Origin of the sequence: Acinetobacter sp. SWAC5, assembly GCF_003419885.1 — a bacterium.
Lineage (GTDB): Bacteria > Pseudomonadota > Gammaproteobacteria > Pseudomonadales > Moraxellaceae > Acinetobacter > Acinetobacter cumulans.
Window position 1 is genome coordinate 1 of sequence record NZ_QUWR01000036.1, and the last position, 14,355, is coordinate 14,355.

Below are 14,355 nucleotides of genomic sequence, written 5' to 3' on the forward strand. Positions count from 1 at the left end.
AGAGATGGATCCGTAAATTTGAACAACTCCTATAAGTGATATTCTGCTCCTCAAATGATGTTATAAACATCAATATATGGAGTATTTTATGGCACGTAGACCAAGAAGAAATCATTCAAATGATTTTAAAGCTAAGGTAGCACTTGCTGCGATTAAAGCAGAAAAAACACTTGCTGAATTGAGTGCTGAGTTTGATGTTCATCAAAACCAAATTATTGACTGGAAAAATCAATTGATCTCAGCTTCCTCGCAAGCTTTCGATCAATCAAAAGCTCCAACAGAACCACCCATCGATCTAAAAAAACTACATGCAAAAATCGGTGAGCAGGCATTAGAAATTGATTTTTTAGAAGGTGTGTTGAAGAAACTGGGCCGCTTCAACCACAAAAGTTAATCGATGACTCACTTCAGATTTCAGTATCTAAGCAAGCTAAGCTGCTGAAAGTCTCCCGTGGTTGTTATTACTATCGCCCAAAACCTGTGAGTGAATCAGATCTGAAGCTGATGAGCTGTATGGATGAGTTACATATGCAATACCCTTTTGCAGGTAGCCGTATGATGCGTGATTTATTGAATCGTCAAGGACATCATATAGGACGACGTCATACACGTACTTTAATGAAGAAAATGGGCATTAATGCGTTATATCGTAAACCAAATCTAAGTCAGGCCAATCAAGCTCACCGTAAATATCCATATCTGCTCAAAGGATTGGCTATTCAGCGCAGTAATCAAGTGTGGTGTACGGATATAACGTATATCCCTATGGCAAAAGGCTTTGTTTATTTATGTGCTGTGATTGATTGGCATAGCCGCAAGGTACTTGCGCATAGGGTATCGATTAGTATGGAGGTGGATTTTTGTATTTCGGCTTTAAATGAAGCGATTGAAAAATATGGATCACCTGAAATATTTAATACAGACCAGGGCAGTCAGTTCACCAGTGATGCATTTATTGATGCATTTATTGATGTATTGAAATCAAATGGCATTCAAATCAGTATGGATGGTAAAGGTCGATGGATTGATAATGTGATGGTTGAACGGTTATGGAGAAGCGTTAAATATGAAGAGGTGTATCTCAAAGCTTATAGCAGTGTTACCGATGCGAAAAAGCAATTGAGTGCATATTTTGAATTTTATAATTTGAAACGACCTCATTCGAGTCTGGACAAAATGACTCCAGATGAGTTTTACTATGACCAGCTACCACAACAAAATAAGGTAGCTTAACTAGAGCAGAATATCACTTATAAATACGCTTTTAGTTGTTCAAACAAGTGGGACCACCTCTATATCTCGATAGGTATAGTGTTTTGCAGTTTAGAGGAGATATCGCGATGCATACGCGGAAGGCAATAACGGAGGCGCTTCAAAAACTCGGAGTCCAAACCGGTGACCTCTTGATGGTGCATGCCTCACTTAAAGCGATTGGTCCGGTCGAAGGAGGAGCGGAGACGGTCGTTGCCGCGTTACGCTCCGCGGTTGGGCCGACTGGCACTGTGATGGGATACGCGTCGTGGGACCGATCACCCTACGAGGAGACTCTGAATGGCGCTCGGCTGGATGACGAAGCCCGCCGTACCTGGCTGCCGTTCGATCCCGCAACAGCCGGGACTTACCGTGGGTTCGGCCTGCTGAATCAATTTCTGGTTCAAGCCCCCGGCGCGCGGCGCAGCGCGCACCCCGATGCATCGATGGTCGCGGTTGGTCCGCTGGCTGAAACGCTGACGGAGCCTCACGAACTCGGTCACGCCTTGGGGGAAGGATCGCCCGTCGAGCGGTTCGTTCGCCTTGGCGGGAAGGCCCTGCTGTTGGGTGCGCCGCTAAACTCCGTTACCGCATTGCACTACGCCGAGGCGGTTGCCGATATCCCCAACAAACGGTGGGTGACGTATGAGATGCCGATGCTTGGAAGAGACGGTGAAGTCGCCTGGAAAACGGCATCGGATTACGATTCAAACGGCATTCTCGATTGCTTTGCTATCGAAGGAAAGCCGGATGCGGTTGAAACTATAGCAAATGCTTACGTGAAGCTCGGTCGCCATCGAGAAGGTGTCGTGGGCTTTGCTCAGTGCTACCTGTTCGACGCGCAGGACATCGTGACGTTCGGCGTCACCTATCTTGAGAAGCATTTCGGAACCACTCCGATCGTGCCTCCGCACGAGGCCGTCGAGCGCTCTTGCGAGCCTTCAGGTTAGAGGCCGTCGACAATGATAATCTGGATCAACGGACCTTTCGGCGCCGGAAAGACGACGCTCGCTAAGCGGCTGCGCGATCGGCGTTCCAAATCGCTGATCTTTGACCCCGAGGAAATCGGGTTCGTGGTGAAAGAAACGGTCCCCATGCCAGCGAGCGGAGACTATCAGGATCTCCCCTTGTGGAGGGGACTTACGATCGCGGCGGTCAGGGAGATTCGAAGGAATTACTCGCAGGACATCATCATCCCAATGACGCTCGTGCACCCGGACTATCTGACTGAGATACTCGACGGGGTAAGGCGGATCGACGATCAGCTGCTGCACATCTTTCTGACGCTCAACGAGGACCTATTGCGTCACCGGATCGCGAACCAGACCATGCATCCTGACCCGAATCGAAATGCGGAGATTCGAGAGTGGCGATTAGCGAATGTCGCCCGATGCTTGGCCGCAAGGGAACGGCTTCCATGCACAACCCGTGTTCTCGATAGTGGTGCACACACCAGCGATGAACTCGCAGCGATGGTGCTCGACGGAATCGATGGGCGCACCTGATCGCCTTCGACGCCTGCGCAAAGCGTAGCGCGAGGGTGGCGGGCTCACGACCAAACGCCCAGAGGTCGATCATCGCAGGGATGTTTGGCTTTGTGGTGCGGACGACGGGACTCGAACCCGTACTCTCACAGAGAAGCAGATTTTCGTACCACCTCGACTTTCGCCGCCGTCTGATGACGTTCGTGGTCTGGACTGTCCCTTCGCCATTGCCCGAAGGCTTTAGGCGCCGCCCGTCCAGTCTCTACACCTTCCCCCGAAGGGGCTTGGCTCGGGATTGGCTTAGGGTATTGCCCGTTAGCGTTCCCCGACTTTGAGCGGTTCTACTCCGCGGATTTCCCCGCGGGCACTCCAATTTTAAAGTCTGCTGCGTCTACCGATTTCGCCACGTCCGCCTTTTTTCGCCGTTCCTAGCGCTCGTGCGATGCACCTATGTTGCACCTAGCGCCGAATCGTTCTTCGTCATCCTGAAAAACCACGTCTCCTAAAGCCTTGCATAGCTTATCTTTTCTCCACCACGAACTTTTTTGTGGGATGGTAGAAAAAAAGACTTTTTAAGTCCGCTGGCTTGCCAGGCCTTGTTAGCTTGTACGGTCATGGTTATCGGGTAAAGAATATTGACGGCATCGCTGGTGTCGGTGGCTGAAAAGCCGGCTCCCATCAGGGCAATAGCCATTTCAGATGCAGGCGTACAGGGCAATGGTCAACAGCTACAGCCTGTCTGACGATTCCGGCGTCATGGCTGCGGCGGCTATCACGCATTTTTTGTTCGGTCAGGCGGTGTTTTCGTACCTCAATGGTTGGAGCGTGTTGATCGGACCTGGTACAGGTTTGGACAGCACGGGCTGCAAATACGCAAGGGATTTAATGGGCCTGGTGGCGTTCACGGCTTTTATCGTGACGTTTCTGTTCAGGGGCTACTCATAATCTCGTGGCTCGGCGGTTCCCGGCACACCATGACAGTAAGGAAGGACCCTGTGTCTCAACTCTCCCAGCTTCGAAGCCCCGCCGCCGTGCAGGCTGCCATCGATGAGTTCGTGCAACTGGGCCGCACGAAATTCCTGGCGCGCCACGGCTACGGCAAGTCCCGCGACTTCCTGGTACGTGATCCGAAGACCGGCACCGATTGCGATTCCAAGGCCATCGCCGGTGTGGCCTTCGGCAAGCAATTTCCCGAGCAGGGCCCGCTCACTGCTGACAGCTTCTCCGGTGGCGAGGCGACCGTCGTTCCGGCGCTGACGCGGCTCGGGTTTCGCATCATTCGCATCGGCGAAGACTGGTCCGAAGAAGAGGTCCTGGCCACGGTCGAAGACTATTTCGACATGCTGCGTGCCGAGGCGGCTGGGGAGCCGTACAACAAGTCCGAGCACAACCAGGCACTGCGCCAACTGCTGAACGGTCGCAGCAAGTCTTCAGTCGAGCTCAAGCACCAGAACATTAGCGCCGTACTCGATGCCCTGGGCCTGCCCTATATCAACGGCTACAAGCCACGCGGCAACAGCCAACTGCTGCTGCGTAAATCCGTACACGCCTACGTTCTGGAACATCAGCAGACGGTCGGCGCTCTTGTCGATGCCCTGGAGGAGGTAAAACTTCCGGGTGACAAAACCTACCGAGCGGCTTTGGTAGAACCACCCGCCCGTGAAGTGCTTGTGCGTACCCCGGCATCTCTACGGCAACGCCTACCGCGAAAGTTCGATTATGCCGCTCGCGATGAAGCCAACCGCAAGCTGGGCCGGGCAGGGGAGCAGTGGGTGATTGGCTACGAACAGCAACGCCTGACCGAGCTCGGCCACCCAGAGCTTTTTCAGCGGCTGGATTGGGTGTCCGACACCCAGGGAGACGGTGCGGGGTTCGACATCCTGTCGTTCGAAGAGGACGCCCATGAGCGCTTCATCGAGGTGAAAACCACCAATGGCGGGGTAGGCTCGTCTTTCTTGGTCAGCCACAACGAACTCGAATTCTCCAAGGAGGCGGGCGATCAATTCCATCTGTATCGCGTGTTCCAGTTTCGGGACGGTCCGCGCCTGTTCACGCTACCCGGCGACCTCAGCCAACATGTGCATCTCAAGCCGACGGACTACCGGGCGAGTTTCCGGAGTTTGGTGGGGTAAAGGCAGGGTTCTGTTGAGCCGAATGGCTGTGTGCGGCCGATTCTGTTGAAAAAGTAGCGGCCTCCCCATGCCGTTGGCAAAATTGCTTTGTCAGCGAGCGTGGGGGCGAACAGCATGATGGGACAGTTACCGGGAGGACAGCAGCGCCTGTTCTACTCGTTCAATCTGGAAGATCACGTCCCGGCCCAACATCTCCTGCGCAGCATCGACCAGTGCTTGGATCTCAGTGATCTACGTGCCTACCTGGCAGATTTCTATAGCCCCATCGGGCGTCCCTCGATTGACCCGGAGTTGATGGTGCGCATGCTGGTCGTCGGCTACTTGCTATGGCATTCGTTCCGAGCGGCGATTGTGCGAAGAGGTGCACCTGAACCTGGCCTATCGCTGGTTCTGCCGGTTGGGTCTGGAAGACGAAGTCCCCAATCACTCGACCTTCTCGAAGAATCGCCATGGGCGTTTTCGTGACAGCGATCTATTCCGCTGGTTATTCAATGAGGTGCTGCGGCGCTGCATGGCAGCCGGCCTAGTCAAGGGTGAAGGTTTCGCCGTCGACGCCAGCATCATTAAGGCGGATGCCAGCCGGCAACGTGGGGTGGCGGGAGATGAGGTCGATTGGAACGATCCAAAGCTCAGCAGCCGCGCAGTGCGCGAGTACCTCGAAGCCCTTGATGAAGAGGCGCTGGCTGAGGCTCTTCCCAAGAAAATTTCGCTCACTGATCCTCAGTCCCGTTGGACAGCAGCGCCAGGTGGCCCGGCCTTTTTTGCCTACTCCACGAATTACCTGATCGACACTGAGCACGGTGTGATCATGGACGTGGAAGCTACCCCGGCGCACCGTACCGCCGAAGTCGATTCGACTAGGACGATGGTCGAGCGTGTCGAGGCGCAGTTCGATCTCACACCGGAACGCCTTATCGGCGATACCGCTTATGGCACCGCCCCGATGCTGGCCTGGATGGTCGAAGAAAAGGACATCGAACCGCATGTGCCGGTGTGGGACAAGACCGAGCGCAAGGACGACAGCCTCTCCAGTAACGACTTTCACTGGAGTCAGGACGCCAATGAATATCGCTGCCCAGCCGGCAAACCGCTACGCAGTGAATGGCGCGCCTTCACCCAGCAAAGGTCGCGGGTAACTAAGGCCAAAACCGTCATTTACCGCTCCAGCCAAACCGACTGCGCCACCTGCCCGTTGAAAGCGAAATGCTGCCCCAACACGCCGAATCGGAAGATCGTCCGCAGCATCCATGAGGCTGCCCGCGACGTGGCTCGACGCATCGCCAAGACACCGGAGTACCTCGTCTCTCGCTGCGAACGAAAGAAGGTGGAGATGCTTTTCGCCCACCTCAAACGGATCATGAAACTCGACCGTTTACGACTGCGTGGCCTAACGGGTGCCACTGACGAATTCACCTTGGCTGCGATGGTGCAGAACCTGCGCCGCATGGCCAAGCTTTTGCCTCAAGGGCCACCGCTGACGGGATAGGTATGCCTGCTACGAGCAGAAACCCTCAAATTAACCCTTAAACCTGAGCAAGGACGCTCAGTGAAACGCCGGAAGGCAACTTGAAGTGGCTTGCAGCCACTTCGACAGCAGGCACACCTGATCGGCAGGCTGCCGCTAAAGCTACTTTTTCAACAGAATCGGCCGATTTGTGCCGGTCGTCAAGGACCGCTTCGGATCACTCTCAACCGGATCGCGGGCCAGCTGATTTGCTAAAACCCGCGCCAAACTCAACGAAGGATTTCGCATGATCCGTTTTTTTTGGCGATCACGCTCGGCCTGATGGTTGGCTGCTCGTCGAGTTCAAGTTCGATCTGATCAGTGAGCGGTAGCGCAAGTGGATCGCCTCAGCCAAGCAGCGTTGTTGCCGGCGGCCGGAAGAAAGCCTTGAACTAGTAGCGGAAAGGATGAAACTTTATTTTTACGATTCTCAGCATTTTCCAAGGTTGAGCGAAAATTAGGATGATACTTTAATGATTCCGGCCTCCATCCCCACAAAACGCTTGCAGATGGCAGAATTGAAATAAGTCATTGTTTTAAATGGATTTTTGCAGGAATTGCTACGTTGCAGGGTCCTGTAGTTAGGATGACACTTTATTTTCCTCCCACAATCAAAGCATCCATCCATGCATTTGTGAAATCAGAACCCATTGAACGCATTGAGTTTGAAAAAAACTTGCTGAACTTAGGTATCGTGAACAATTATGAAAAATATATAGACTACAATAATTTGCTGTTTCACGTTTTGTTTAGCAAATGGATTAACAGTCCAGTTGACTTTGGATATTTTGTCGATCAAAACTTTTACGGTGCCAGCTAAGCTCACTCAAAACATCTACGGTGTAATACACCGTAAAAAGAATTGCACCTGGTACTTGCCACTAAAAAATGACAGTGAATGACATTTTGAGAGAAAAAAATTGTGGGGTAGTGCCTTTTTTACTCCTTTGAGAATTTTAATTATGACAATTCCGATACACCTAACAATAACTTCATATTTTTCTTTCTTGAACTAAGATTCAATAACTTAACTAATTTCTATTTCAATCATAAAATATGATATGTTGACCTTAAGAATAATTCATAAACTTTACTATGTTTGCTTTAAAAACAATTCATTTAGAAAAGAAAGTCTCAAACGAAAATCAAATTATTCTTTTATTTGATTTAGATTCATTCTGTCCATGTATGTACCCTATGCTGTACACCATGAAATTTCTTAGATTTCAAAGTATCTCTACGCAGCATGCAGATTTAATCGCAATAAAATTTTGGTATGAATTTTGGTTTGAAAAGTTTGCCACGTCCTTTTGTGAGTCGTTCTATTCGACATCCTATAATTTTGAGATCATTCAATGTGAAATTGATAATTTCATTGTTTACTTAGAAAATAATAAAAAACTTGAAAGTAATCTTATACGGCTAAGCAATTCAGAACATATTAATTACACAACAATTGGTCATAGAGTTAGATCCTTCTTAAAGTTTTACAACTTCTTGATTAATGAATACTTAAGCATGCAATCACAGCCACAACTTACGTTGAAGGAAATTCAAAAAATTAAAGAAAACTTGAATAAATATATGACAATAAAGAAAAAAATTATAAATAATTTTTCAAAAGCCAATAAGACAATTAAAAGTGAGATAAATCATAATTTTAAGAGCATGAATCAGGAAATGATTAAAGGATTGTATTCAGTCATTTCACCAAGTAACTCTAATAAATACAATGAATTAAATCCTTTTAGATCTAAAAATGTACAACTCAGAAACTTTCTGATCATACATCTCATGCTCAACTATGGTCTTAGAATTGGTGAGCTTATGCTACTAACAACCAACTCTATTAAAAAATCAATTCAGAATCATAGTTTTAGTTTAATTATTACAAATACAGATGATGAGTTCGATGATCGATCAAAAAAGCCAAAAATCAAAAATGAATATTCGTACCGAGTAATTAAACTGCAGGAACGAGACTACAGAATTCTTCAAATCTATATAAATGAAATCCGAAAAGAAATTCCTTCACATATCTTATTTACATCCTTAAAGCCTCCCTATTCTGCTTTAAGTTATGGTAATCCTCCCATAAATAACCGAAGTTAAAAGTAGAGGTTAAGCAGCCCTTAGAGGTGGCTTTCCTTTGTTAGCTTGATGTGGTCTTTCATGGTTGTAATGCCACAACCAGTTTGTTGCATAATCTTGTACTTCTTCCAGTGTGTCAAATAGATGCTTGCTTAGCCAGCTATAACGTATAGTCCGATTATAACGTTCAATATACGTAAGCGTCCGCTGAATCCCATACCAATTTTAATTCGATTTAGGTTTCCAGCAGTGTGGCAGTAACTCTTCAATCTGGGTCACTTTATGTGTCGGCAGCCTTTTCAGCACATCACTTAAATAGGCATACGGATCCAAGCCATTCAGCTTTGCTGACTGGATTAACGTCATGATGTTTGCCGCTCGCTGACCACTGCGCAGCGAACCTGCAAACAGCCAGTTCTTGCGCCCCAACGCCCAGGGACGCATCTGATTCTCGACCCAATTATTGCAAATAGGTAGATTGCCATCATCCAGATAGCGGCTTAAAGCTGGCCAACGCTTCAGAGTGTAATTGATGGCCTTGGCGGTGGGAGAACTCGATGGCACTGTCAGATGATGTTGGTTGAGCCATTCATATAGTTGTTGCATCACTGGTTGACTATGCTGTTGTCGGTATTCGCGGCGGTCTTCCGCTGTACCATCGGTCTTTTTCCTGAGCTCTGCTTCTATCGCATACAGTTTCTGAATCAGCACTAATGCCTGTTCAGCGACCTGACTTTTCCCAGTTACATGCAGTTCATGGAATTTACGACGTGCATGGGCCATGCAGCCCACCTCAATGACCTGGCCTGATTTAAAGCGTGCTTTATAACCACTGTAATCATCACAGACTAGATAACCCTGCCAGCCTTTCAAGAACTCTGCAGCATGCTGGCCTGAACGACTATCCTGAAAGTCATAGATCACCGCCTGAACTGGATTGTACTGTGTAGTGGCATAGGCCCAGACATAACCTTTCTTCGGTTTTTTATCATTCTCACCCATCCGCATGATGGTGACCGGTGTTTCATCTGCATGCAGCACCTGCTGTTGTAGTACCACCTCTTTTAAGGCATTGGCTAGAGGTTCCAGTTCTACACCGCAGCGACCTATCCAGTCAGATAAAGTTGATCTAGAAAGTTCGATTCCCGCCCGCTGATAGATCAGACGTTGACGGTACAGCGGCAAATGATCGGCATATTTCGATACCAAAACATGGCTGAGCAGTTCAGGTGAAGCAATGCCTTTATCAATCACATAGGCGGGCATCGCTTGCTGAGTCAGGGTGTCACACTGATCACAGACCCATTTACCACGCACATGCTGTTCCTTATAGAACTGTGCCGGTCTGAAATGCAGTTTTTCACTGACATCTTCGCCGATACGACGGAGTTGGCAGCCACAAGCGCATTGGGTTGATGCAGGTTCATGCTCAATACGGATGGTGTGTAGATGATCTGGCAGTGGTCGACGTTTAGGTTTATTGGTTTTGGCTTTCTGTGTCGCTGCATCGGTTTTATCTGCATTTAGCCGTTCCAGTTCTAGATCAACCGCAGCAATATCTTCTTCAACCGCTTCATCCCACAGGTGGATTTGTTTTGCAGTGAGATGTTCGTTTTTACTGCCGAATTTGTGCTGTTTAAATAGTGCGAGTTCATGCTCGTATTTTTGATTGAGAATAGAAAGATGTTGAACTTTAGAATCTAATTGCTGATTGGTGACTTCAAGATGTTGAACTTTGGCATCCAATTGCTGGTTTGATTTTTCTAATTCTTGATTTGATTGTGCTAGAGACTGATGCTGCATCGCCAACTGTCTGGTGAATTCCAGCAGTTGTTCATGGGTCAGTTGGCTTAAGTCAGGCAGCGTATTCATGACCGCAGTATGCCTGAGGTCATGAGAAGAATGAAATAGAACGTTTGGAGAATAGCAGAATGGAACAGCCTGGTTTAAAGCATCGTCACCACCTGCTGTCGTCCAATGCGCTGCCAGGGCAAACCTTGGATCAGTGCCTGTAACTGTTCCGGGCTGAGGGCCACGGTTTCACCTTGGTGAACTTGAGCCCAGTGAAATTTGCCCTGTTCCAGCCGCCGGGCACACAGCCAGATGCCCAGTCCATCATGTACCAGTACTTTCATGCGATGGCCACGTTTATTACAGAACAGGTAAGCACAATGCGGTTTGATGTAGCCAAAGGCTCTCACCACCTGAGCCATGGTCGTATCCATACCTGCACGCATGTCCATGGGCTGAGTAGACAACCAGATTTCATCAATGCGGATCATGTTGCAAGTGCCTTGAGTAATTCTGCCAAGGCAGGTATTTCTGATGTCTGCCATTTTAGCTGAATATCATTATTCGTATGAGGCACGGTGATACACAACGTGATCCTCTCATCAATAGGTTGGCTGATTGCAGCAGTGTAAGGCAAAGCAATAAATGCTGGATTCACATGAGTAGGATCCTGCACGGCACCCTCATGATGGCTGAAGATCCTGATCCAACGACTGACAAGGTTGGCATTAATACTATGTTGCAGTGCGACCGAAGCGATCGAGGTATTAGGATTTTTACAGGCATTGACAATACTGAGTTTGAATTCTTTGCTGTATGTTCTGCGTTTTTTAGCAACAGGAGGTGTTGCTGAATATATATCCATGTTCATGGATTAAGTCCCCACTTGTTTTTAGGTGGGAACTAAATTAAGGCTTATAGGATCGCTTGGTAAGGCTGTGTTAGCCGGATGCTTACGTTCATTAGATAAATTAAGTTTTATATTAAATTGTAGAAGTTTAGGTATCTCTATTAAAGATATAGAGTCTCTATGTGAGGAGTTAGAAACTCCTAATCAAAATTGTACTAAAGTAAATAACCTTATAAAAAAACATACAAAAGAATTAGATAATAGAATTAAGCAATTAACCTCCTTCAAGAAACAATTAGATGACTTAGAAAATCTTTGTGGGGATAATCGTAAAATTGAGAACTGTTATATCATCAAAAAATTAGAAATGAATAGCTGAAATTCCCCTCAATTTAACATAATGGGCGTTATACGAAATGCACAAATTGAAAAATATAAAAATCAAAAACTTATGATATAAATTATTTGCTCGATGATGTTCAAAAGCCGACTTGGAAACAAGTCGGCTTTTTTATGAGCAGTTTTGATAGTTCTTGCCAATAAATTTGACTAAAAATTACGCTTCTCAACTTGAGTTATACAATTTTGTGATACATTATTGTATATACAAATTTGAATGTTTTTTATGGAACAGTATTTTGAATGGGATGAGGCTAAGAATCGAAAGAATCAGAAAAAGCATGATATCTCTTTCGAAACTGCAAGCCTTGTTTTTGAAGATCCATTACGGATCTCAATCCAAGACAGACATACCGATGGTGAAGAACGTTGGCAAACCATTGGACGAGTTAAAGGCGTACTAATGTTATTGGTGGCTCACACCATTTTTGATGAAGATGACTGTGAAATCATACGAATCATTAGTGCAAGGCAAGTGACTAAAGCGGAGCGAAACAAATATGAGCATGGTTAGATACTCACGCAAAGAGCTGAATGAGAAATTTGGTGAGAAGCAAGATGCTGAAATTCAACGCTTGCTTGCTAAAGGCACGGTTCCTGATGATCAGCTAGATCTATCAGATATTCCTGAAATTACCGATTGGAGCAGTGCTGTACGCCAAAATCAATTTTACCGCCCAGTGAAGCAACAAACTTCAATTCGGTTAGATGCTGATGTACTTGCTTGGTTCAAAGCACAAGGCAAAGGTTATCAAACACGAATGAATGAAATTTTACGGGATGCTATGCTGAAAGAATTAAAAAATCATCAATAAAAATGGGAGCTTAAGCTCCCATTTTTGACTTCGCATAACGCCCATTATGTTAATTTTAGTTTTCCTTAATACGACAAAAATATCTACTTCATTTCACGAGAATTTCTTTTGCTAAAAGTTCTTCTTTCGTTACACCGAAATATCTTATTTCTAATTTAGGCCTGCCTAACATCTTTAAAAGATTGTTTTCATCATTTATATTTTTTATAGCTTTGCTTACACAATCAATTACGTCATTAGTTTTAGAAATAGCTTCTTTTTCAGATACTTGATCGCTTACTTTTCGAGATATTAAGTCATCAAAATATATCCTATATTCTTCACAAACTAGATAAAAATAAGGGTCTAATCTATCTAAATCATATTCAGATTCAAAGGGTTTACGATCTAATAAATCTTTTTCAGGATAAATAATCAATTGTCCTGCATCGAACCAAAACTCCACAGAAAAATTATCAAACTCAATTCCATTTAAATCATTACTAAAATTTTGAAAATACTGTAATAAAAGATTTTCTATATCCTCTAAAAACTCTTTATTCTTAATATCAAATATTAAAGATTCATTAGAAATAGCTTTGATACAATCTTCTTGAATATCTAACCCCTTTAAAGTCATTTTTACTCCATTTAAATTTTTAGGTTTTGGTGCATTAAGAATTTTGATTAACTTAACATAATGGCGGTTATACGAAATTCACCGTTTCGAGCCCCAAATATCAAGTTTATTTCTTGCATAAATGTATCCTATAGGATACATTCTACTTATGTACTCAATATATACCACTGAAGTCTTTGATGACTGGTTCACCAAGTTAAAAGACCAGCAGGCAAAAAGACGCATACAAGTCCGAATTGATCGGGTTGAAGATGGAAACTTTGGAGATACTGAGCCGGTCGGTGAAGGTGTTTCTGAATTACGTTTCTTCTTTGGGCCAGGCTATAGGATTTATTACTGCAAGCAAGGGCAAAGGGTTGTTATTCTTTTAGCAGGCGGAGATAAGTCTACGCAAAGTAAAGATATAAAACTTGCCCTGCAATTGGCACAAGATTTAGAGGAGGAGCTATAAATGGCTATTAAACTTCGCAAATGGGACAGTGCTGAGCATCTTAAAACAGAGGATGATATGCAGGCTTACTTACAAGCATGTATTGAAGAATCTAATGGCGATGCCGCATTCATTGCAAAGGCTTTAGGTAACATTGCAAAAGCTAAAGGAATGGCTCAATTATCACGAGATACAGGCTTAGGCCGAGAAAGTCTTTATAAAGCACTTTCTGGTGATGTTAACCCTAGTTTTGATACTGTGATTAAAGTTGTAAAAGCACTGAATTTACGCTTAGCAATTTAAAAAAAGTTATTAAAAAATGGAGCTTTAGGCTCCATTTTTTAATTTCGTATAAGGTGTATTATGTTAATTTTAGAAATTCTTAATTTCCATCTATCCAAACTTGCTTGATCCAATCTGCTAAATCTTCCCACTGCTCATCGCTATATCCATCTGCTGTCCAATATCTAATTTTATGATTAGGAGATAGGCAATAATAACTACCATTATCTTCACAAATAGGTAGCCAATCTTCTGGCAGACCTTGCTCCCTAGCATCATTTAATATCTGAGATAGCCCTCGATAGCATTCTTTCTCATCTGTAAGAGACGCTAATTCAATTGTTCCATAAAAGATATTGCTAATCTCTTTCAAAACTTTTTTATAATCTTTTGGAAAAATAAAACCTATTTTTCGTTCATAAGCAGATATGAAAATATCATCAGGTAGTTCTATGTTTAGACGACTATTCCCAGATAGTTCTTTTAATTCTTGAATAATGTTATCAAGCTTATTTTGCATATACATTCTGCTCTATCGCATTAAAGTTCTTACTACAATTTAACATAATGGCTGTTATGCGAAACGAGATTGTTAGAACCCATTTAAAGTGTCTATATTCTCACCAATAAAAATGTCTAGTTTATGATGGTTTTTATCACCATGGACTGGATATAAATATAGATGCTGATCACTATGTCTGACAAAG

16 protein-coding genes and 3 pseudogenes are annotated in these 14,355 nt (G+C 45.2%); 12 read left to right on the forward strand and 7 right to left on the reverse strand.

Translation table 11 applies throughout. The features are described from left to right. The first annotated feature begins 88 nt into the window (after positions 1-88). The 3 genes from DYI81_RS16600 (at position 89) to DYI81_RS16610 (ending at position 2,756) form a co-directional block, all read left to right on the forward strand. A protein-coding gene (locus DYI81_RS16600) for an IS3 family transposase (RefSeq protein WP_240627449.1) occupies positions 89-1,233 on the forward strand; the annotation gives its coding sequence in 2 pieces (ribosomal slippage) (positions 89-341 and positions 341-1,233; 1,146 coding nt in all). Between the two features lie 107 nt (positions 1,234-1,340). Beyond that, entirely contained in the window at positions 1,341-2,201 is an 861-nt protein-coding gene (aac(3)-IId, locus tag DYI81_RS16605) for an aminoglycoside N-acetyltransferase AAC(3)-IId (RefSeq protein ID WP_000557454.1), read from the forward strand. Positions 2,202-2,213: 12 nt separating this feature from the next. Next, complete coding sequence (locus DYI81_RS16610; RefSeq protein WP_000587837.1) at positions 2,214-2,756, forward strand: AAA family ATPase; 543 nt, start codon at positions 2,214-2,216, stop codon at positions 2,754-2,756. A gap of 481 nt (positions 2,757-3,237) precedes the next feature. Here the strand turns inward: DYI81_RS16610 and DYI81_RS16615 are convergent, their stop codons facing one another. Continuing rightward, complete coding sequence (locus tag DYI81_RS16615; protein ID WP_000951934.1) at positions 3,238-3,429, reverse strand: hypothetical protein; 192 nt, start codon at positions 3,427-3,429, stop codon at positions 3,238-3,240. Between the two features lie 23 nt (positions 3,430-3,452). Between DYI81_RS16615 and DYI81_RS16620 the strand changes: the two genes are divergently transcribed. From DYI81_RS16620 to DYI81_RS18275, 4 genes and pseudogenes are all read left to right on the forward strand, one after another. Further along, positions 3,453-3,680 carry a hypothetical protein gene (locus DYI81_RS16620; RefSeq protein ID WP_000248278.1) on the forward strand — a complete coding sequence of 76 codons (228 nt, stop codon included), beginning with the start codon at positions 3,453-3,455 and terminating at the stop codon, positions 3,678-3,680. 50 nt (positions 3,681-3,730) lie between these two features. Continuing rightward, positions 3,731-4,867, forward strand: a complete 1,137-nt coding sequence (locus DYI81_RS16625; protein ID WP_000080860.1) for a DUF3883 domain-containing protein — start codon at positions 3,731-3,733, stop codon at positions 4,865-4,867. Between the two features lie 114 nt (positions 4,868-4,981). Continuing rightward, a pseudogene (locus DYI81_RS16630) lies at positions 4,982-6,353 on the forward strand (IS1182-like element ISCfr1 family transposase). A 1,113-nt stretch (positions 6,354-7,466) separates the two neighbouring features. Beyond that, positions 7,467-8,453 (forward strand): annotated as a pseudogene (locus DYI81_RS18275) (site-specific integrase); the annotation flags it as partial. Between the two features lie 39 nt (positions 8,454-8,492). Here DYI81_RS18275 and DYI81_RS16645 read toward each other — a convergent pair. The 4 genes and pseudogenes from DYI81_RS16645 to DYI81_RS16660 form a co-directional block, all read right to left on the reverse strand. Continuing rightward, positions 8,493-8,657: pseudogene (locus DYI81_RS16645) on the reverse strand (integrase core domain-containing protein); the annotation flags it as partial. A gap of 30 nt (positions 8,658-8,687) precedes the next feature. Further along, the gene (locus DYI81_RS16650; RefSeq protein ID WP_001094417.1) at positions 8,688-10,334 is read right to left on the reverse strand and encodes an IS66-like element ISAba16 family transposase; all 1,647 of its coding nucleotides are present in this window, start codon (positions 10,332-10,334) and stop codon (positions 8,688-8,690) included. Positions 10,335-10,408: 74 nt separating this feature from the next. Beyond that, the gene (gene tnpB / locus DYI81_RS16655) at positions 10,409-10,744 is read right to left on the reverse strand and encodes an IS66 family insertion sequence element accessory protein TnpB (protein WP_000618091.1); all 336 of its coding nucleotides are present in this window, start codon (positions 10,742-10,744) and stop codon (positions 10,409-10,411) included. After that, positions 10,741-11,124, reverse strand: coding sequence for a transposase (locus tag DYI81_RS16660; protein WP_001055589.1), 384 nt, complete (start codon positions 11,122-11,124; stop codon positions 10,741-10,743). Before DYI81_RS16660 ends, tnpB begins: the two co-directional genes overlap by 4 nt. Positions 11,125-11,149: 25 nt before the next feature. On the opposite strand from DYI81_RS16660, the gene DYI81_RS16665 reads away from it, so the two are divergent. From DYI81_RS16665 to DYI81_RS16675, 3 genes are all read left to right on the forward strand, one after another. Next, positions 11,150-11,482, forward strand: a complete 333-nt coding sequence (locus tag DYI81_RS16665; RefSeq protein ID WP_117008139.1) for a MerR family DNA-binding protein — start codon at positions 11,150-11,152, stop codon at positions 11,480-11,482. A 246-nt stretch (positions 11,483-11,728) separates the two neighbouring features. After that, a complete protein-coding gene (locus DYI81_RS16670) occupies positions 11,729-12,016 on the forward strand; it encodes a BrnT family toxin (protein WP_000438825.1) in 288 nt (95 codons plus the stop codon). Further along, entirely contained in the window at positions 12,003-12,317 is a 315-nt protein-coding gene (locus DYI81_RS16675; protein ID WP_004728120.1) for a BrnA antitoxin family protein, read from the forward strand. The genes DYI81_RS16670 and DYI81_RS16675 overlap by 14 nt, the downstream gene beginning before the upstream one ends. A gap of 88 nt (positions 12,318-12,405) precedes the next feature. Here DYI81_RS16675 and DYI81_RS16680 read toward each other — a convergent pair whose 3' ends face one another. Further along, positions 12,406-12,936, reverse strand: a complete 531-nt coding sequence (locus DYI81_RS16680; RefSeq protein ID WP_000172759.1) for a hypothetical protein — start codon at positions 12,934-12,936, stop codon at positions 12,406-12,408. Positions 12,937-13,084: 148 nt separating this feature from the next. Between DYI81_RS16680 and DYI81_RS16685 the strand changes: the two genes are divergently transcribed. Together DYI81_RS16685 and DYI81_RS16690 are read left to right on the forward strand one after the other, a co-directional pair. Next, positions 13,085-13,387 (forward strand): type II toxin-antitoxin system RelE/ParE family toxin, encoded by a 303-nt coding sequence (locus tag DYI81_RS16685; protein WP_000286964.1) that lies wholly within the window; start codon positions 13,085-13,087, stop codon positions 13,385-13,387. Further along, on the forward strand, positions 13,388-13,669 hold the full coding sequence (locus DYI81_RS16690) for an addiction module antidote protein (protein WP_000985609.1): 282 nt from the start codon (positions 13,388-13,390) through the stop codon (positions 13,667-13,669). It abuts the gene before it with no gap. A 79-nt stretch (positions 13,670-13,748) separates the two neighbouring features. Here the strand turns inward: DYI81_RS16690 and DYI81_RS16695 are convergent, their stop codons facing one another. After that, the gene (locus DYI81_RS16695; RefSeq protein ID WP_001180106.1) at positions 13,749-14,168 is read right to left on the reverse strand and encodes an SMI1/KNR4 family protein; all 420 of its coding nucleotides are present in this window, start codon (positions 14,166-14,168) and stop codon (positions 13,749-13,751) included. Between the last annotated feature and the right edge of the window lie 187 nt (positions 14,169-14,355).